Annotated in this window: 15 protein-coding genes; 6 read left to right on the top strand and 9 right to left on the bottom strand. The window is 65.1% G+C overall.

All coding sequences use genetic code 11. The features are described from left to right. The first annotated feature begins 194 nt into the window (after window positions 1–194). Window positions 195–1589, top strand: a complete 1395-nt coding sequence (locus H6718_12145) for a hypothetical protein (protein ID MCB9586144.1) — start codon at window positions 195–197, stop codon at window positions 1587–1589. 164 nt (window positions 1590–1753) lie between these two features. Continuing rightward, complete coding sequence (locus H6718_12140) at window positions 1754–3280, top strand: hypothetical protein (GenBank protein ID MCB9586143.1); 1527 nt, start codon at window positions 1754–1756, stop codon at window positions 3278–3280. 19 nt (window positions 3281–3299) lie between these two features. On the opposite strand, the gene H6718_12135 is transcribed toward H6718_12140, so the two are convergent. Together H6718_12135 and H6718_12130 are read right to left on the bottom strand one after the other, a co-directional pair. Then, window positions 3300–3764, bottom strand: a complete 465-nt coding sequence (locus H6718_12135) for a YeeE/YedE family protein (GenBank protein ID MCB9586142.1) — start codon at window positions 3762–3764, stop codon at window positions 3300–3302. Beyond that, window positions 3761–4180, bottom strand: a complete 420-nt coding sequence (locus H6718_12130; protein ID MCB9586141.1) for a YeeE/YedE family protein — start codon at window positions 4178–4180, stop codon at window positions 3761–3763. The genes H6718_12135 and H6718_12130 overlap by 4 nt, the downstream gene beginning before the upstream one ends. 105 nt (window positions 4181–4285) lie before the next feature. Here H6718_12130 and H6718_12125 point away from each other — a divergent pair, with 105 nt between their 5' ends. After that, entirely contained in the window at window positions 4286–5269 is a 984-nt protein-coding gene (locus tag H6718_12125) for an AraC family transcriptional regulator (GenBank protein MCB9586140.1), read from the top strand. Between the two features lie 5 nt (window positions 5270–5274). Here the strand turns inward: H6718_12125 and H6718_12120 are convergent, their stop codons facing one another. Together H6718_12120 and H6718_12115 are read right to left on the bottom strand one after the other, a co-directional pair. After that, window positions 5275–6777 (bottom strand): amidase, encoded by a 1503-nt coding sequence (locus H6718_12120; protein ID MCB9586139.1) that lies wholly within the window; start codon window positions 6775–6777, stop codon window positions 5275–5277. After that, a complete protein-coding gene (locus H6718_12115) occupies window positions 6758–8275 on the bottom strand; it encodes an NAD(P)/FAD-dependent oxidoreductase (protein ID MCB9586138.1) in 1518 nt (505 codons plus the stop codon). Before H6718_12115 ends, H6718_12120 begins: the two co-directional genes overlap by 20 nt. Before the next feature lie 228 nt (window positions 8276–8503). Here H6718_12115 and H6718_12110 point away from each other — a divergent pair, with 228 nt between their 5' ends. After that, complete coding sequence (locus H6718_12110) at window positions 8504–9571, top strand: AraC family transcriptional regulator (GenBank protein MCB9586137.1); 1068 nt, start codon at window positions 8504–8506, stop codon at window positions 9569–9571. A 45-nt stretch (window positions 9572–9616) separates the two neighbouring features. Beyond that, the gene (locus tag H6718_12105; GenBank protein ID MCB9586136.1) at window positions 9617–10699 is read left to right on the top strand and encodes a carboxypeptidase regulatory-like domain-containing protein; all 1083 of its coding nucleotides are present in this window, start codon (window positions 9617–9619) and stop codon (window positions 10697–10699) included. 21 nt (window positions 10700–10720) lie between these two features. Here the strand turns inward: H6718_12105 and H6718_12100 are convergent, their stop codons facing one another. Next, window positions 10721–11566, bottom strand: coding sequence for a metal-dependent hydrolase (locus H6718_12100; protein ID MCB9586135.1), 846 nt, complete (start codon window positions 11564–11566; stop codon window positions 10721–10723). A 160-nt stretch (window positions 11567–11726) separates the two neighbouring features. Here H6718_12100 and H6718_12095 point away from each other — a divergent pair, with 160 nt between their 5' ends. Further along, complete coding sequence (locus tag H6718_12095; GenBank protein ID MCB9586134.1) at window positions 11727–12695, top strand: LysR family transcriptional regulator; 969 nt, start codon at window positions 11727–11729, stop codon at window positions 12693–12695. A 36-nt stretch (window positions 12696–12731) separates the two neighbouring features. Here the strand turns inward: H6718_12095 and H6718_12090 are convergent, their stop codons facing one another. The 4 genes from H6718_12090 to H6718_12075 form a co-directional block, all read right to left on the bottom strand. Beyond that, on the bottom strand, window positions 12732–14282 hold the full coding sequence (locus tag H6718_12090) for a hypothetical protein (protein MCB9586133.1): 1551 nt from the start codon (window positions 14280–14282) through the stop codon (window positions 12732–12734). A gap of 27 nt (window positions 14283–14309) precedes the next feature. After that, window positions 14310–14690, bottom strand: a complete 381-nt coding sequence (locus H6718_12085; GenBank protein ID MCB9586132.1) for a DUF3224 domain-containing protein — start codon at window positions 14688–14690, stop codon at window positions 14310–14312. An 84-nt stretch (window positions 14691–14774) separates the two neighbouring features. Next, window positions 14775–16496, bottom strand: a complete 1722-nt coding sequence (locus H6718_12080; GenBank protein MCB9586131.1) for a hypothetical protein — start codon at window positions 16494–16496, stop codon at window positions 14775–14777. 117 nt (window positions 16497–16613) lie between these two features. Further along, window positions 16614–17855 (bottom strand): hypothetical protein, encoded by a 1242-nt coding sequence (locus H6718_12075; GenBank protein ID MCB9586130.1) that lies wholly within the window; start codon window positions 17853–17855, stop codon window positions 16614–16616. Between the last annotated feature and the right edge of the window lie 18 nt (window positions 17856–17873).

The raw sequence follows: 17873 nt of genomic DNA, 5'->3' as shown, positions 1-17873 counted from the left end.
TGGCGCCGAGCCCCCACGCGGGGGGAGCTGACCTCATGCGCTAGCGCGTCAAGGACGATTGCCGCACGGATCAACAGCGCACAGGTACGCGCGTGTGCTGCGGGCTACGACCAAAGCCATGGCTTCTCGATCTTTCCGTAAAGGGATCTCCGACTGCCGGCAACAGAGGCCACGGGGGTCAAGAAGGGAACCGCATGAAAGCAACAGAACTCGCCGCGCTCTGCCTGACCCTGACCCTTGTCGCCTGCGGAAGCGACGACAGCTCCGCCACCGGCGGCGGCGCCAACGGTGGTAGCGGCGCGGCCGGAGGGAACGGTGGCAGCGCGGGCAATGGTGGCACTGGCAACGGCGGAGCGGGCGCCCTGGGCGGCGGCGGCGGAAACCCCGACTGCTTGCCGGACAACCTCGACAACACCACCCCGTTCTCGGATGTGTACCGCGTGCTGCACCTCGGAGACACGACCTTCCAAGGTGAGCCCTATGAGATCATCTCGGCGATGCCCTGGACCTACACGCTCTCGAACGTGCAGTGCAACAAGGGCTTCGACGTGCAGGAGACGGACACCCACTACATCGTGGATAGCAACTTCGAGCTGCCCTACATCCCCGGCGTGATGGAAGACGTTGCGTGGATCCCTGGGGATAAAAACAAGGGCTGGGCCATCGGCAGCAATGACGACCCCGCAGAGCTCGTGCAGAAGAACGGCGGGATGCGCCCCTTCGTGTATCACGTGAACGCCGGCTACGAGTACGGCTACTTCATCTACAACGACGACCCACTGCCGGACGATCCGATCCGCTACACCGGCTTCCGCCCCACCTGGGTGGTGCACCCTGAAGGCAACGACTACACGATGTTCTTCCTGGACTCTGCCGCGCCGGACTCCCAAGGCTTCGAGTGGCCGAGGCATGGTGCGGACTGGGAGCTCAACTTCGGCCTCTATGTGGATCCCGACGGAAAGGTGTACGTCCCCAAGGCAGAGAAGGCTGCCCTCGCGAACCACGACGAAGGCTGGGACGACTACCACGGCTGCGTCACCATCAATCGCGCGAGCGCGCCGATCCCCACGACGCGCACCCAGTTCCCCGGTAACGAGTCCTACTATCCTTCGGAGACCTTCCTGCCAGGCTACGCCTCCGCCGGTGCCCCGGGTCACAAGTACTGGGGTCAAAAGGGCCGCCTGATGGAGGAGGTCGCGATCTGGGAGGATGACGGCGCCCCTGGGCTCAATTCCCCAGGGAACTATCACAAGCCCTACTCTGGAGGTTGTGACCAGGCCGGCTTCAACTTCGCCCACGCGGAGGGGTTCACCTGGCCCGAGCTACGCGCCGCGCGCACGGAGATGGGCGACGTCCCGACCCGGGAGCAGATGTACAAGATCACCCTCTACCGCTACCTCGGCCAGGAGGATCGCACGGAGTTCCTCGGCACGCTCTCCTACGAGCAACAGCCAAACGGCGAATGGATCCCTACGGGCGACGGCCCGGAGGTGCACTCGTTGAACGATGCCAACGGGCGCTTCATCGTCAACGGTCCGGTATTCCAAGACCGCGGCGACCATGTGTTCGCCGTGCTGGAAGACATCTAGTGCAGCGCTCAGCGACGCTGGTTGCGCTACGCTTGCCGGAGTGAGGCACCCCAACGTCGGTCGAGTGTTTCCTCGTGGTTTCTGCTTCGACGGCACGCGGATCTGGCGCCGTCGGTCGCTCGGGTCAGCTTGTCCGGCCCCTCGGCGCGTGATACCTGCTTGAGATGACGGCAACGCAGCGTCGAGCGATTGGACTCCTGCTTCTCTCGTCGGTCGCTGGCGTTGGCTGCTCGCCCGAGACCACCACATCGCCCGCCGACGCGGGTTCGCCCACGCACGACGCGGGGACCCACGATGGGAGCGACCAGGACGCGGGAACCCACGACGCGAGCACCGACAGCGGTGACGCTGCGGTAGCCAGCAACACCGAAGCGGATCTCGACGCGTTCTTCAATGCCCACGGTGGTCGCGCGGCGTTCCCGCCATCCTACGTCGACGCCGTCGAGGCGATGTTGCGAGCTGAGGACGAGGTGACCGCAGGCAACTACAGCGCGGTTCGCACACGCATCGACGAGGTGTTCACCCGCTACCCCCTGTCGGATCAGGTGTGGTGGTCTGGCGTCGGGCTCGACGGCACGAACGTAGGCACGCCCGTCGCGTACTACGGGCTGCGCATGCTCGACGAAGTCGCGCGCGTCGGGCTCGCTCCCCCGCCCTCGAAGACCCACGACATCACGCTAACGGTGGTGTTGGTCGCGTGCGCTGACGGCCAGCGTCCAGTTGACGCTGCGCGCACCCAAGGCGAGACGGTGCATCTCGAGCTCGACCAAGGCGTGGTCGCCGACGATCACCGCTTGATCCGCCAGTCGCTCAACTTGTTCCGTCAGTACGTGGGGGCAATCAGCGAGGGCGCGCTGCGCCTCGGAGTCGAGATCGAGCACGTCGACGGGTGCATCGACGTCGGCTTCCAGGAGGCTCAACCGGTTTCTGGGTTGCTCGATGCGGGGCAGGCAGTGTCTCAAGTGGACGCGAGCGTCGCAAACCGCACGGATATGTGGTGGGTGATCTACCCGTCGAACGTCCCGAGCGACTCCATCTTCGACGAGACGCCGTTCATCACGGGCGGCATGGGCGCTTGGGGTGCCGCGCCGCTCTTCATGATCGACGACCTGTGGCTCGTGCGAAAGCCGCCGCACCTCGGCTCCGGGCTCTACAGCGAGGTCGAGCGACGGGTGTACCTGCCGCAGTGGCTGCAGCACGAGTTCTTCCACCACCTCTTCCGCACCTGGCCGAACTTCGCTCTCGAAGCGACGCCTCATCAATGGTTCGACCGCAGCACCTGGCCGAGCGACTTCGTCGGCGCGTGGGAACCGGACTACTACGCCGAGGCGCTCCATCGCCGGCTGTCGACCGCCACGCCGAGCATCACCGCGGCGTTGCGTGTCGCGCCGGGGAGTGTCGACCTCAGCGCAGTCACCACGGCGGATCTGGTAGGAGAATACGAGCGCTCGCCGGTAGAGAATGGGTGGCACTCGGTCACGCTGGTCCTGGAGAACAACGCGCTGTTCTGGACCAATGCGGGTGGCGCCCGTTGGTCCCTAACGTGGATGAACGGCGAACTACGCACTCAGGATGACTGTCCCTACGGCCCACAAATCGTCGGCGTGGACCTCGAGCACGACAGCGAAGGCACGGCGACGCTACCCGTCACCGGCTTGCGCTTTGGGGGCGAGCTGTACAGCCGGCGCTGAAGCCGGCAGACCCAGTTCCTCACGGTAAAACGGCGACGCTACGCTCCCGGCGTCGGAACCAACCCAAGCCTTGCCCCAAGCGGTGCGGCGCGCCGAGCCACAGGCCAACGAACATCGGCAGGATGAACGCCACGATCCAGCTTTGTCCGCCACCGAGGGTGGTGAACGCTGGACCAGGGCAAACACCCCCGATGGCCCATCCGGTGCCGAAGATCGACGCGCCGACCAGCAGCTTGGCGTCGACAGCGGTACGCGTTGGCAAGTCCAAGCGACACAGCTGAGCGCGCTCACGGCGCAGCGCGATGCGGTGCGCGATCGCGTAGGCGCTAGTAGCGCCCAGCATCACGAACAACAGCGACGGATCCCAGTGACGCACGTCAACCCAGCCCAGGATGTGCTCGGGGCGCGTCAGCTCGGCGAAGCCAAGCGCCAGTGCGAGGACGACCCCCACAGCAAACACAAACAACGTCTGAAGCGCTTTCATGACCAACCTCCAGCAACGAGCAACGACCGCACCAACATCCCCACGCCAGTAAACGTCCCGACCGCTACGCACGAACGCAGCGAGAAGCGCCCCACGCCGCACACTCCATGGCCGCTGGTGCAGCCATTACCGACACGCGCACCAAGACCAAGCAAGAGTCCCGCCAGCACCATCAGACCGACGGGCGCGGGCGCGGAGTCGGCCAGCGCTCGAGGCATGAACAGGCGGAGCAGCCCGCCACCGAACAGCAGCCCCAGCATGAACACCGCGGCAAAGCGGCGCTCCACCGCTGGACCATCAAGCAGCTTCGCTGCGATCCCGCTGATACCGGCGATCCGTCCCTGGACGATGAGCAAACTGCCCGCCGCCGCTCCGAACAGCACCCCAGCGCCTATCAAGCTCAGATAGCTCCACATCGATTGGCCTCCATGCGCCCCGTGACGATTCTCGGTGGGCTTCGGTCAAACCCTATGGATACACGAGTAGCTCGGCCATGCTTGAAGCTCCAAATCAGTTGACCCATGCTCCAACCGCCGCAAATGGATCTGCTGTCTGAGTTCCTGAGTTCGATTCGCTTATCCGGCTCGATATTTTTCCGCGCGGAGTTCGGCGCACCCTGGGCGTTGTCCTCGCCTGACTCCGCGCAGCTCGCGCAAGCCCTGCTGCCTGCGGCCCGTCAGATGGTGTTGTTCCACGCCATCCAAGCAGGCGAGTGCTGGGTCGAACTCGAAGGACGGCCTCAGCAACCGTTGAGCGCCGGAGATGTCGTTCTATTTCCCTTCGGCCATGCCCACAGCATGGGCGCGGGGGGTGCACAGAAGATTGAGAGCATCGCGATGCTGTTTCCTGGTCCTCCGCCCTGGACCACGCCGCCGCGCATCGCGTACGGAGGTGAAGGGGAGACCACGCAGATCGTGTGTGGCTTCCTTCACGTCGACAAGGCGCTGTTCAACCCGCTGCTCTCGAGCCTGCCCCCGTTGCTGGTCGTGAAGCCTGACGCTAGCCACTGCGGCTCCATGGTGCGCTCGAGCATCGAGTTCCTGTCGCGCGAGCTCGACAACGGCAGCCCTGGCAGTCACTCCGTGTTGGGGCGCCTGACGGAGCTCTTGTTCGTCGAGGTGCTGCGGCAGCACATGGCCCAGCTCAAGACGAGTGAGCTCGGCTGGCTGGCCGCGTTGAAAGACGACGGGATCCGGCGCAGCCTGGAGCTGATCCACGCGGAACCTGCCGAGCCTTGGAGCGTGGAGGAGCTGGCCAAGCGCGCTGGCATGTCGCGCTCGGGCTTCGCCGCCCGCTTCAACGAGCTGCTGGGTGAAGCGCCGGGGCAATATCTGACACGCTGGCGTATCCAGCTCGCATCTCAGCGCCTCCGCGACACCGACGAGAGCATCGCCAGTGTCGCTGCGAAGGTCGGCTATGGATCGGAGTCCGCGTTCAGCCGCGCGTTCAAGCGCGAAGCCGGTCGCGGCCCGGCGGATTTCCGCAAGGCACTACAGAAGGGCTGAAATGCTCAGTACCCGGGGGGCTTCTGAAAGCCGCCCATCACGCCTTCGAGCAGCTCTGCAAAGCGGAGCGTGCGATAGTCCTGGTAGCGATCTCCGACGATCTGCACGTTGATTGGCAAGCCGTGAGACGCGCGGCCGACGGGTGCGCTCGTGGCCGGCAAGCCGAGCAGCGACGGCAGGGCGATCCACGCGAACAAGTCGGTGTACGGGCGCTCCTGCCCGTTCACGCTGAGCTTGCGTCGCGCCAACAGTGGGTCGTGATCATGACGAATGGCGGTGGTCAGCGCGGGCGGCATCAGGATCACGTCGTAGTCGTTGAACACCTTCGAAAACGCCGCCCCCAGTTGAGCCCCGCGCTCCTGCTGCTGGCGTGTCTCCGCCGAGCGCTGGTTCAACCCAAGCAGGAAGTGACCAAAGTCCGCAGGTGCGTTGAGCGCCTTCGAGAGGAGCGGCATCAAGCGGCCAGCGAAGCCCATCAGATGACGCTGCCGCGCCGGGAGCGCAGCGCCGAGCAACGCGCCCAGGCCCCTCAGGTAGAGCGCGTAGAACTGCCGCAGCGCGAACCCCTGCGGCGCCGCTCGGGTCACGGAAACACCACGCTCCCGCAGGCGCTGCTCCAGCACCTCGTATTGCTGACGCAGCTCGTGATCGATGGGGCACAGCGGATCGTCGATCCAGAGCAGCACCCGGTAGTCTTCCAAGCGCTCCGGTGCTTCAGGCAACGCAAGCGACCAAGCGCTGTCGTCCCGCGGCGGACCGCTCAAGACATCGAAGAGCAACCGCAAGTCAGCGGCAGAGCGCGCCATCGGTCCTGCGACCGCCAGCGTCGGCTCCGTGAGGGTGCCGGGTGGCCCTGGGACGTGACCACGAAAGGACACCACGCCATAGGTCGGTTTGTGCCCGCACACGCCACAGTAGTGCGCGGGGATACGAATGGAACCGGCCAGGTCGCTGCCGACCTCGAGGGAAGTGAAGCCAGCGGCCAGGGCCGCAGCCGCGCCGCCGGACGAACCGCCCGGGGTGCGATCGGTTCCCCACGGATTATTCGTCGTGCCGTAGACCTTGTTGTAGGTCTGAATGTCCGACGCCAGGTAGGGCACGTTGGTCTTGCCGAAGATGATGGCGCCGGCCTCCTCCAGCCGCCTCACGATGTCGGCTGGCTGCTCTGGGCGGTGCTCGCGATACTCCGGGGCACCCGCAGCGCACGGCATGCCGGGGACCTCCCAGGTGTCCTTCAACGTCAGCGGTAAACCGTGCAGTGGACCGAGGCGCCCTCCCCGCTGCCGCGCTTCGTCAGCGCGCTCGGCCGCAGCTCTCGCCTTGTCGAAGTCCCTCGCCACAACGGCGTTGAGCGCGCCGTCGTAGCGCTCGATGCGCTGGATGTACGCCTCCAACAGCTCGCGACTCGTCAGGCGCCCGCTCGCAAGATCGCTGAGCTGCTCCGTCGCGCTGCTGTGGGGATCCACCGACGACTCCACGCAGCGCGGCTCAGTTGAGCTGGGCAGCATGCATCTCCGACAAGCTTGGTGTGGCCTCTTCAGTTCCGCGCGACACCGGATTGCTGAAGCTCAGCGCCCCGTCATCGAGCTTGGTGAGCTTCATCATCACGTAATCAAGCACGTAGTTCTGATACAGCTTCCACGGCTTGCCCGCGCCTTGGCGCGGCATCAGGTGCAGGGCCCGCTTCACGTAACCGGAGTTCAGGTTCAAGAAAGGCCCGCCGTCCTCCACGCTTCCGTCGGCCGTCGGCGTACACACCTGTTGACCGCTCTTTTGCATGTGGTTCATCACGCGGCAGAAGTAGTCGAGGATGAGATCCGCTTTCAGCGTCCAGGAAGAGTTGGTGTAGCCGAAGACCATCGCCAGGTTCGGGACGTCCTGCAGCATCGCACCCTTGTAGTAGTACTTCTCCGCGACCTTCACCGGCTCACCGTCCTTGGTGAGTTCACTGCCGCCGAGCACCTGGAGTTCCAGCCCGGTCGCGGTAACGATGATATCCGCGGGGATTTCTTCGCCGGACTTGAGCAGGATGCCGCCCTGGGTGAAGCGCTCGATCTGGTCTGTTACGACGGACGCCTTGCCTGACTTCAGGGCGTCGAACATGTCCCCGTCGGGCACGGCGCACAGGCGCTCGTCCCATACGTTGTATTTAGGGGAAAAGTGCGAGAGATCCACGCTGCCCTCGAGCGCCTTCTTCACGCGACCCATCAGCAAGCGGCGCGCCTGCTTCGGGTAGCGCCGCGCAAAGTTGAAGAGCGTCATGCTGAGCAACACGTTGCGCACGCGCGCCATCGAGTAGACGGCTTGCTCCGGCAGGTACTCCCGCAGCTTGTTCGAGATCTTGTCCTGCTGCGGCACGTTGATCACGTAGCTCGGCGAGCGCTGCAACATCGTGACGTGCGCGGCCTTGTCGGTCAGGGCAGGCACGAGCGTGACCGCGGTGGCGCCGCTGCCAATCACCACGATGCGCTTCCCCGAATAGTCGAGCCCTTCGGGCCAAAGTTGGGGATGGATGACCTCCCCCCCAAAATCCTCGCGTCCTGCGAACTCCGGCGTGTGGCCGCTTTCGTATTTGTAGTAGCCAGAGCAGCAGATCACGAACTGGGCGCTGATCCGCACGGTATCGCCCGTGTCCAGCTGCTCCACCTCCAGCTCCCAGCGAGCGCGCTTGCTGTTCCAGTTCAGGCTCTTGACCTTGTGCTGGTAGCGGATCTTCCGGTCGATGCCGTACTCGCGCGCCGTCTCCTGGATGTAGCTGCGGATGTCCTCGCCATCGGCGATGGCCTTCGGGTTCGTCCACGGCTTGAAGTGATAGCCGAGGGTGTACATATCGGAGTCGGAGCGGATCCCCGGGTAACGGAAGAGGTCCCAGGTACCGCCCATGGCCTCACGCATCTCGAGCAACGCGAAGCGCTTGCCTGGACACTTCTGAGAGAGATGAACACCCGCACCGACGCCGGACAGGCCCGCACCGATGATCACTACGTCGAGGTTTTCGTGCTGCATGCTCAAAGCTCCCTAGTCCACCGCCGGCACTGCGCCCTCGCTATTGAACCGGTGTCAGTAGTGTAGTCAGGATGAAGCGAAACGGCAGGTCCGGAGGGGACATCCTGGTTGTCATTTCAGGCCAATCTTCGTCTCGCTTGGGGGTGAGGGAGCGCCTGGAGCCGCCGATTTTGGCTCCGAGGTGCTTTGCGAGGCCGAGCGTTGTCATCAGCGGCCAAGGCTCCCATAGTGGCCGAGGTGTCCGTCGAAGCAGGCCGACCAAGGGACGAGTGGAAGCGCTGGTTCATCCCCGGCGTGTTCCCGATGACCGTGCTCGAGATCGCGACCGAACGCGGTCTGTCCTCCAAGGAGCTCTTGAGCCGAGCTGGCATCCCCCTGAGCACTGCAGAGATCGCGGAGTCGGGGCTCGCCCTCAGCCAGCACTTGTTACTCACCGCCGTCGTCCAGCAAGAGCTCGACGATCCTTCCCTCGCGGCGGAGATGGGCTGGCGGCTGCCACCGACGGCGCTCGGCAGCGTGGGCTACGCCATCCTCGCGAGCTCCACCTTGCGCGAAGCGCTCGAGGTGCTGCAGCGCTTCTGGCATTTGATCGGCCGCGCATCGAACCTGGTGGTGAATACCCACGGGGAAATCGGCAGCATCGAGGTCGAAATCAACCTGCCGGTTCCAAGTGCTCAGCGCTCAGAGGTGACACAAATCTGCTTTTCTGCGATGTATCGCGGCATCGGGGCGCTGGCTCCGCAAACCGTAGGACACGCCGAGGTGTGGTTTGCGTTCCCGGAGCCCAAGCACGCCGCCTATTTACGGCAGCGCCTCGGCAACGTGCGCTTTGATATGCCCTCCTCCCAGTTTCGTTTCCCCACGCAATTACTCGACACGCGGCTCGCGATGTCGAACCCAACGGCGCTCAGCTCAGCGATGAAATGGTGCGCCCGTGAAGAGCGGGAGCGAGGCCTGAGCGACGGGCTGCTCGTCGCCCGCGTCGCCGCGGAGCTGAAGCCGGGGCCCGGCGGCTACCCGTCCCTGGAAGACATGGCGAAGCGCCTCGGCATGGCGCCGCGCACTCTGAGGCGGCACCTGCAGAACGAGGGCACCCGCTACTCGACCTTGGTGGAAGCCGCACGCCGCCGTGAGGCGCTGCGCTTGCTCGACAACCCGCGCCTCCCGGCGCACGAGGTCGCAGAGCTGCTGGGCTACGTGGATGCCGCCAATTTCACGCGCGCCTTTCGCCGCTGGACGGGACAGACCCCGAGCCAGTATCGCAGCGAGCGCGAGGCCAAAGCGCGCAATTCCTAGCGAGACGGTTGCGCCGGAGTCGGGGAGCAAGGCTATCTTCCACGCATGCGCTTGCTTTCCCGTCTGGCAACTCCCGTGATCCCCTTGGCACTGCTCGCCGTGAGCTGCAGCAGTGAAGACGTGATCTCCGAGCCTGCGGTGGCCTCCGTGGAAGGTGACGTGCTCGCCTTCCTCGACGAGGTCGGGGGGGAGCGCGTGTCGGGAGCGACGGTCAGCGTCCTCGAGCACCCAGAGATGCAGGTGGTGACCGGTGACGACGCTCACTTCCGCTTCGACGGCTTGCGCGTCGGTAGCGACGTCACGCTGGTCGTCGAGCATCCGAACTTCAAGACGACGCAAACCGCGACGTTGCAGCTCACCGAAAAGGGCATTCACCCGTTTGCCATCCAGGTCGTTTCCAAGGGGATCTTCACGGCGCTGTCGGGCCTCGTCCCGACGCCAGTCAACGAAGCCGAGAACTGCGTCGTCGCCAGCACGGTTGCGCGCATGGGCGGCTCACTCTACGTGCACTTGCGCCAAGGCATGGCGGACGTGAGTGTGTCCCTCTCCCCCGCCCCACCCGCGGGCAGCGGCCCCATCTACTTCGACGAAAACGTCCTGCCGGCCGTGGACCAGCCGGCCACGAGCAAGGACGGCGGCGTGCTGTTTTACAACGTGCCCCCAGGGGACTACGTGATGAGCGCCACCCGCGCGAACACGCTGTTCAATCAGGTGCGGTTCCACTGTCGCGCGGGTGTGATCGTCAACGCAGGCCCGCCCGATGGCTTGCTCGCCAATGTGCCGGATCCCGATCGCGGCGCCGGCGGGCTCTACCCCGCGGATGCATACAGCGCGGTTACGGACACCCTCTGCGAGACCACCGCCCAGTGCGTGAACGAAGACGCGGGCGCCATCCACTACCCGCCAGCAACCGTCACCTCCTGCAAGGCGATGTTCTCGGACACGTGGGCGTTCGTCGACGAAAGCTGCGATGCCGACGCCGCGCTGCGCGACGCCGCCAAGGCCCTCTACACCTGTCGCGCGCAGTCGTGTGACGCGGCTCTGGGCGGCGACGACGTGTGCGTCGACGAAGACGCCGCGTTCAACGCCGCTCAGGACGTGTACGGCGCCTGCTTGAGCGGAAAGTAGGCGCGCCACGCCGCTACGCCGCTACGCCGCGGCGCCGAGGTACTGGCGCTTGGCGGCTTCGAGGAAGGCACCGCTGTCCAGCTGCGAGGGATGAAAATCCTTCCGGAAATATTCAAGATAACGCGGCACCACCTTACGGAAGAGCCCCGGGCGACCCCACATCACGTTCAGCGCCTTGAGGATCGGCAGAAGCTCGCGCTGTCGCCCTGAAGCCCTGAGCAGCATCGTGGTGCGCACCGCGTTCACTGTGATGAAGATCACCGTGGTGAGGAGCATGACCTTGATGCGCAGCTGTTCGTCGTCCACCGCGGTCTTGTAGACGTCGAAGGCCACCGAGCGGTGCTCCACCTCCTCGATGGCGTGCCACACCCACAGCTTCGCGACCTCGGGGCTCATGCGCTGAGCGATCTCGGGGTGCTCGAGCAACACCGAGGCCAAGATGGCGGTGAAGTGCTCGAGCGCTGCGGTGCGCGCCAGGTTCGCCTCGGGGCTCGAGCGCTTCTGGAGCTCGGCGACCCGATCCGCGACCCACTTCTCCATCGCGGTCGCGGGGAAGCCGCGGCTGTCCAAGAACTGGTTGAACGCGATGTGCTCCTTGGTGTGGTTCGCCTCCTGGCCGACGAACGCCTTCACCTGCGCGAGCAACTCGGGGTCCTTCACCCGATCCAAAAAATGCCGCACGCTGGCGATGAAGTAGCGCTCTCCCGGCGGGAAGGACACGGCCAGGGCTGACAAGGTGGCCGTGAGTAGGGGGTTGTCATCGAACCAGAAGGTCGGCGTCTCCTCGCCGAACTCGAAGTCCATGCGGCGCACCTTGATGCTCGGTTCTGGCGCAGATTTCGTGGATGTTGCAACCGATGCTGACATAGTCGTGTCTCCTGTCAGCGTTCAATCTGCGCCAGAAGTGGCCTCCCCACTAGGTGCGGAGCGGACAGTGTACTTGTCATTAGCGGCCACAACCTCGGTGCTCGCAAGCGAACCTCTCCGATGCTTCCGCTGCAAGCATGCGGTCCTATACTTGCACGCGATGGAATCATCCGACTTGAGCGCGTTGGCTACCTTGGACGCGTTGCTGCAAGAGGTGAGCGTCAGCGGCGCCGCGCGTCGGTTGGGGCTTTCAACGCCTGCAGTCAGTCATGCGTTGGCTCGGTTGCGCGAGCGCTTCAGTGACCCGCTGCTGGTGCGAGCCGGGCGTACGATGGTCCTCACCCCCCGAGCCGAGAGCCTCAAACCCAGAGTCCGCGACGCGGTGGCTAGCGCAGGGCGCGTGTTTGAACCGACGGAAGAGTTTCATCCGGAGCGCGTCGAGCGGAGCTTCACCCTGAGCATGACCGACTACGTGATGGTGGTGTTTGGCGGCGCCTTCGAGGAGCGCTTACGGACCGCAGCACCGGGGCTCGATTTGCGAGTCGTCCCCAACGCCGTCGACGATGGCGAGCGACTGCGGGAGGGCACCAGCGACCTCGCCGTTGGGATCTATGGGAACCTCCCACCAGAGCTGCGATCGCGCCCAATCATCACGGATCGCTTGATCTGCGTGGTGCGCGAAGGGCACCCGAGCGTGAAGCAGCGGCTGACTCTCGAGCGCTTCGTGGAGCTGCCCCACATCCAGATCGCGCCTCGGGGGCGTCCAGGCGGCTACGTAGACAACCTGCTTGAAATGCGCGGGCTCCGGCGCCGGGTAGCGCGCGCGGTGCCCTACTTTCAGGTCGCGCTGGAGCTAGCGGCGTCTTCGGACTACTTGCTGGTTGTTTCCGAGCGGATCGCGAAGAAGCTGGCCCCGAGCCTGGGGCTTCGCTTGCTCGAGCCGCCCCTGCCCTTCGAACCGTACACGCTCAGCCTGGTCTGGCACCCGCGCTACGGCGGCGACGCGGCCCACCAGTGGCTCAGGACGCAGCTGCTCGAATCGGTGGAGGCGCTGGCAGGCGCGGTGGATCGCGACGCCCGTCGCTACGAGGCGACGCGCAGACGCAAGCAGCGGAAGCGTGCAAGCTGAACCGCGTCGGTCTGTCCTAGGTTGCATGCTCCGCTTTCACGTGAGCGCTGCCCGGTGACGATAGCGAGCCAGAGCCTCACGCAGGTCCAGGTTGTCCACGCTGCCGAGCAGCTCGAGGGTGGGGGCAGGCACCTCCAGGTTGCGCTTGGTCGCGGCATCGAGCAGCGCGTTGTGGAGCCCCCAGTTCACCAGCGGCGGCTCGGCGAGTAGCGGGAGCAGGCGGGTCAGCTCAGCGATCGCGCCGAGCTTCTCTAGCGCGTAGATGGCGTGAAAGCGGGCGTCGGGATCTTGAGTGCTGTCCGCCGCGACGGAGAGGGCCTTGCGGCGCGCATCAGCCGGCGGCGCATGGTGAACGTAGGCTTCGAGGGTCTCGTAGCCGTGGGCGCCGCGCACGTCGGGGCGCTTCCAGTACTCGAGGATGCGTGAGGCAAGCGCCGGATCAACCGGCAGACAACCCAGGTGATACATCGCCATTTTGCGCACGGCGAAGCGTGGATTCGCCAGCAGCCTCAAGAGCCGTGTGGCATCCTTCGTTTCCTCGCAGAAGCGAGCGAGCAGGTCGAGTCGATGCGGATCTGCGCTCCTCTCAAGTAGATCGAACAGCGACGCCCGCTGCACGTCGCTGAAGGCCAACACGTCCACGTCACTCAGGCTGTTTAGCAGACTGGTTGGCGCATCTGGGTCGCGCAGGATCCCGTCGAGCTCCCAGTAGTCCATCACACGCCGCGGTCGCCTCGGCATGGGTTCGCCTCGCTCCACAGGCTCCGGATCGAGCTCTTCATCGGCGTACGCGAGCTCCGCCCAGGCGGGTTCAAGCCACTCCAGGAGCTCGGCGCGGACGGCAGGCTCCGCCTGGACCAAGTGGTCTCGCAGGTCCTGCCTCAGGGCGTCAAAGGCATCGAGCACACTTTGCCAGTGTAGCTCTTCGAGTTCCTCCAGGTCCTCATCGAAAGCCGGAGGCCCACGCCGGACACGCGCGGCGAGCGCCTTCACCACGGCGACGCTCGGGTAGTATTCGAGCGTCGCTGCCGCGCCATCCATCACGGATGAGTTTGAATCCTCGAGGCAACGCAGGAGCGCCGGCTCGGCGGCGATGGGTTCGTCTAGCACGAGGGAAGTCGCCGCAGGCTCGCGCACTTCAGGGTCCGGGTGGCTCAATGCGGCGATCTTCAAGCGCTGATGCTCGGGGCGCCAGAAGCCTAGGCTCATGCTGTGAATCGCCGCGCCATGCAGCGGGTGCCTCGGGTCCCGCGCGACGCTCAGCACTACCTCCACACCGACCACGTCATCCATCAGGAAGAGCGCGTGCTCTTGGAGTAGCGGGTCCCCTGACGACCACCAGCGGAGCAACATCGCCTCCGGCACGTCGATGTCGAACATCCGCAATGCCCCGGCCGCAACCTCGCGAACTGGGTTCGCTCGCGTTCGGTCTTCCAGCAGCTCGCGAAGTGGTCTAATCGCACGCGGGTCCTCAGTGCGCCCGAGCGCCTCGATGACTTCGCACAGCGTGTCCTCGGACGCGCTCGCGTCCCGCAGCCGCGCGAGCAGCTGCAAGGTCTGACGCCGGTCGCCGTAGGTGTCGCTCATCGGTCAGACCAGCATATCAGCGCCACCTCACTCGAAGTGGTAGTCGATCTCGTAGAAGTGCTGGCCGTCCTTCACTTCGATCTCCAGCTTGCCGAGGATCCCCTTGAGCTCGCCGGTGCCCGAGTCGTGGGCAATGGTGAGCTCGAGGCCCGAGCGCATGAAGCCGGTGTGGAGCACGACGAAGCTGCCTTTGCGCCCTTCCAGGCTGCCTGAGATGCGCTCTACGGCGACGTAGGAGGCGGAACCTTCAACGGGTGTCTTCACCGCAAGCATGTGCACCTCGCTGGTCGCGTCGAGAGGCCCTTCGAAGCGCTTGTCGAAGCGGGCGCGGCTGAGCGTGACGCCTTCCACGTCGTCGAATGCGGGCTCAGCGATCATCTCGACGTGAAACGTTCCTCGTACTTTCATGGGTCGAGCTTAGTGCGAGGGCGCCCCCAAGCGCTTGTAAGAACGCGACAGGTTCACTTCCAAGTCAGATGGACAACCATGAAATCAACCGAGTTGCCAAAGCGTGAGCTCACTTGCGGTCGCTGTGATCAGACGATCGCCCCGCAAGTCGACGAGTGAGTGGCCAGCGGGCCATGCCCCCTCACCGACTCGGTCCCACTTGGGAGCTTTGAACACCTCGAACCGGTCTGCGTCGTCTGCGGCGGTCGCGACGCTGACGATCACGAAGTCGCCGGAGCCCGCTGCAGCGCACGGGGAGCCGGTGGTGACCTTGCCCTTCAGCGGCTTCAGATCAGGCCACGCTCGTAGCAAGAGCTTGCTCTCGAGCAGCGTCACGGCCACCGTGCCTGAAGCCGCGTAGCCCGCAAGGATGGATCCGTGGTGAACGCTGCTGAGCTTCTGTTGCCGGACCTTGAGCTTCTTTGCGCCCGCCTCGACGCACTTGAGCCAGATCCCGTCTTGGCCACAGGAGATCTGGAATACCCCGACGTCATCGATCGGATGCGCGTAGGCATCGACGAACGCAGGAGCAGGGAAGGTCTTCAACGAAAGCTGACCGCGTTCTTCGAGCGTCCGACCGTCAAGCAACGCAACGCACGCCTCATCGCGCTCGGCCATCACCCAGACTGCGCCAGTGGCACCGAAATGCAGTCGATGCGGCCAGGTGTCCTCGGGAGTCCACCGCGCGAGTTCTCCGCTATCATCGAACAAGACGACACCGCCCAGGCCCTTCGCGAGCCCGCTGACCGAAATGGCGACGCGCTCTCCCGCCGCATCGAGTGCCAAACCGTGAACACCTGGACGATCCCAGCCATCCTCATTGTTCGGGCATCGAGTCCGTGGGAGGGCAATTCCGCTCGGCAACGCAATGCGAAACCGCAACGGGAGATTGGGCATCAGCTCCCGAACTTCGATCTCCGTCGTGCTCGAGAAGAAAGCGACGGCGCCGTCCCCACAGGCGATGGGTAGGCCGGTGTACTGCGCTCTGACGTAGCCCGCTTTCCCGAGCAGCGTAAGCGTCGACCCTGGGATCTTTGCTTTGGATTTGGTTGCTGTCGTGGAAGCGCTCAGGAGCGCTGGGTCGGCGTTGGACAGCGCCGATTTGGCGGGTCTGGAGATGTTCGGATCCCGGTTCTTTCGGCACTGAACCAGGATTGGCACCCAACCGGGATCACTGCGAACCCAGCCAAGGCGCTTCTTTGCGGGAAACCCTTGGAGCTCCCCGGCCCGAAAACCGTCTTCGGCGAGCGCATTGAGCAGCCGTATTGCCTGAGCAATTTTCGGCTGCTCCGCAGGGATCGGCTCTAACCAGCCGCGCAGGCGCCCGGCGGCGGTCTTCGGATCCAAGCAGAGCAGCGCCGTCATGGCCACCTCCGAGGGGCGCTTTGACTCGATCGTCGCCGCAATGCGTTCGATCCCTTGGCGGCTCCCCGTTGCCAATATCGCTTCCGCAAGGTAACGTTCCAGGCCAGTTCGAGCCTGCTTCTCATACGCTTCGAGCAGCCAGTCGGCTCCGGATGGAAACGGCTTCTCACTTAGGCGCTGCAAGAGCCACTCGATCCAGTGCTTGCTCTTGGTCCAGCCGCCACGCTCGACCGTCAGCTGGAGCGCGCGAAAGCGCTGCGCAGGCGTCTTGAGGGCAGGGTGTGAGAACAGCTCCCGTCGCCGCTTGTGTTCCCACGAGCAAAGGAAATCAATCTTCGCGCGCCCGGAGGCCACTGCCTCGACTACGTCTTCGACGCTCTTACCGAGTCCTGCCCTTCCCATCGGGTGAGGCTATCCTTAGCGAACACGCAGTTCTAGCCACGTGAGAGTCGCTCATCGCGGCAGCATGGGGACACACGTGGAAACACACGGCGGTCGATCAGCAACGGTGTTCCGCCTCTAGTTCACGAACGCCGCCAAGCGCTTCTCCAAGAAGCGACGTTCGGCGTCGTTGCGGCAACATGCAATCGCCTCCCCCAGGTGCCGCCGGGCCGCGCGCAGATCCCCCCGCAGCGCTTCAAGCTCGCCGCGGGTGGCGCCGTAAAACGGTGACGCCGTGAGGCGCGTGACATCCGTGATCGCATCCAGCGCCGCGAGGCCGCGCTCGGGCCCAGCAAACCAACCGATCGCCACTGCGCGTCCGAGCTCGGCCATGGGTGAAGGGTTCAGGCGAAGCAAGCGGTCATAAAGCTCCACGATACGTCCCCAGTCCGTTTCCGGAAGGTTCTTCGCTGCCGCGTGGGTGGCCGCAATCGCGGCCTCGAGGTGATAGGGGCTGAGTTCTGTGCCACTCGACGCGCGGCGCAGCCAAGTGAGGCCCTCGGCAACCAGGTCCCAGTCCCAGCGCTGGCGATCCTGATCGGCGAGCCCGTGCAGATCTCCCGCTGGATCCACACGGCAAGGCAAACGGGCAGCGTGCAGGCACATGAGCGCAGCGAGGGCACTGGTGGTCGGTGTATCTGCCGGGGCGTAACGCTTGAGGAGCAGCGTGAGGCGCAACGCCTCTCTGCACAGCTCGAGGCGCACCGGTTCACTGCTCGCGCTGTGATAGCCCTCGCTGAACAGCAGGTACAGGCTTCGCGTCACCGTCGCGAGGCGCGCGTCGAAGTCTTGGTGCCCAAGCTCGAACAAGCGCTCGGCGGAAGCCAGCACCTGCTTGCCGCGGGCGATGCGTTTCTCTGCAGCGCCGCGCTGGAGCAAGAGCGCCGAGGCGATGTGGGGAGCGCTGAGGCCGCACAGCACGTTGAGCACCAGCGCGAGCTGCGCGCCCTGGCTGAGGTCTGGATGACAACACGAGAACATCAGCCGCAGCTGCTCATCCTCAATGACTGCGTCGCTGAATGCCTCCTCGACCGTCGGCTGCAGCGTCCACTCGCTGTCGAGGGCACGCCCGAGCTCGGGACCGAAGCGATCCGCGGTGGCGCGGCGGCGCAGCACGTCCAAAGCGCGACGCTTGGCAGTGGTCATCAACCAAGCGCCGGGGTTGTCAGGCGCGCCTTCAACTTCCCAACGCTCCAGGGCGCGACAGAAGGCGTCCTGAACCACGTCCTCCGCGAGCTCGAGGCGGTGCACTCCGAACAGGCGCACGAGCGCCGCGTTCAAACGCGGCGCCTCTCGCCGAAACAGTGCCTCGTGGTCCATCGCCGAGCTCATCTCCTC

Source organism: Polyangiaceae bacterium (assembly GCA_020633205.1).
Lineage (GTDB): Bacteria > Myxococcota_A > Polyangia > Polyangiales > Polyangiaceae > JAHBVY01.
This window is presented reverse-complemented; position numbering and strand designations above follow the sequence as displayed.

Excerpts from the sequence above, each read along its gene's own strand:
- H6718_12145 (MCB9586144.1), top strand. The coding sequence starts at position 195 with ATGAAAGCAACAGAACTCGCCGCGCTCTGCCTGACCCTGACCCTTGTC.
- H6718_12140 (MCB9586143.1), top strand. The coding sequence starts at position 1,754 with ATGACGGCAACGCAGCGTCGAGCGATTGGACTCCTGCTTCTCTCGTCG.
- H6718_12135 (MCB9586142.1), bottom strand. The coding sequence starts at position 3,764 with ATGAAAGCGCTTCAGACGTTGTTTGTGTTTGCTGTGGGGGTCGTCCTC.
- H6718_12130 (MCB9586141.1), bottom strand. The coding sequence starts at position 4,180 with ATGTGGAGCTATCTGAGCTTGATAGGCGCTGGGGTGCTGTTCGGAGCG.
- H6718_12125 (MCB9586140.1), top strand. The coding sequence starts at position 4,286 with ATGCTCCAACCGCCGCAAATGGATCTGCTGTCTGAGTTCCTGAGTTCG.
- H6718_12120 (MCB9586139.1), bottom strand. The coding sequence starts at position 6,777 with ATGCTGCCCAGCTCAACTGAGCCGCGCTGCGTGGAGTCGTCGGTGGAT.
- H6718_12115 (MCB9586138.1), bottom strand. The coding sequence starts at position 8,275 with ATGCAGCACGAAAACCTCGACGTAGTGATCATCGGTGCGGGCCTGTCC.
- H6718_12105 (MCB9586136.1), top strand. The coding sequence starts at position 9,617 with ATGCGCTTGCTTTCCCGTCTGGCAACTCCCGTGATCCCCTTGGCACTG.
- H6718_12100 (MCB9586135.1), bottom strand. The coding sequence starts at position 11,566 with ATGTCAGCATCGGTTGCAACATCCACGAAATCTGCGCCAGAACCGAGC.
- H6718_12095 (MCB9586134.1), top strand. The coding sequence starts at position 11,727 with ATGGAATCATCCGACTTGAGCGCGTTGGCTACCTTGGACGCGTTGCTG.
- H6718_12090 (MCB9586133.1), bottom strand. The coding sequence starts at position 14,282 with ATGAGCGACACCTACGGCGACCGGCGTCAGACCTTGCAGCTGCTCGCG.
- H6718_12085 (MCB9586132.1), bottom strand. The coding sequence starts at position 14,690 with ATGAAAGTACGAGGAACGTTTCACGTCGAGATGATCGCTGAGCCCGCA.
- H6718_12080 (MCB9586131.1), bottom strand. The coding sequence starts at position 16,496 with ATGGGAAGGGCAGGACTCGGTAAGAGCGTCGAAGACGTAGTCGAGGCA.
- H6718_12075 (MCB9586130.1), bottom strand. The coding sequence starts at position 17,855 with ATGGACCACGAGGCACTGTTTCGGCGAGAGGCGCCGCGTTTGAACGCG.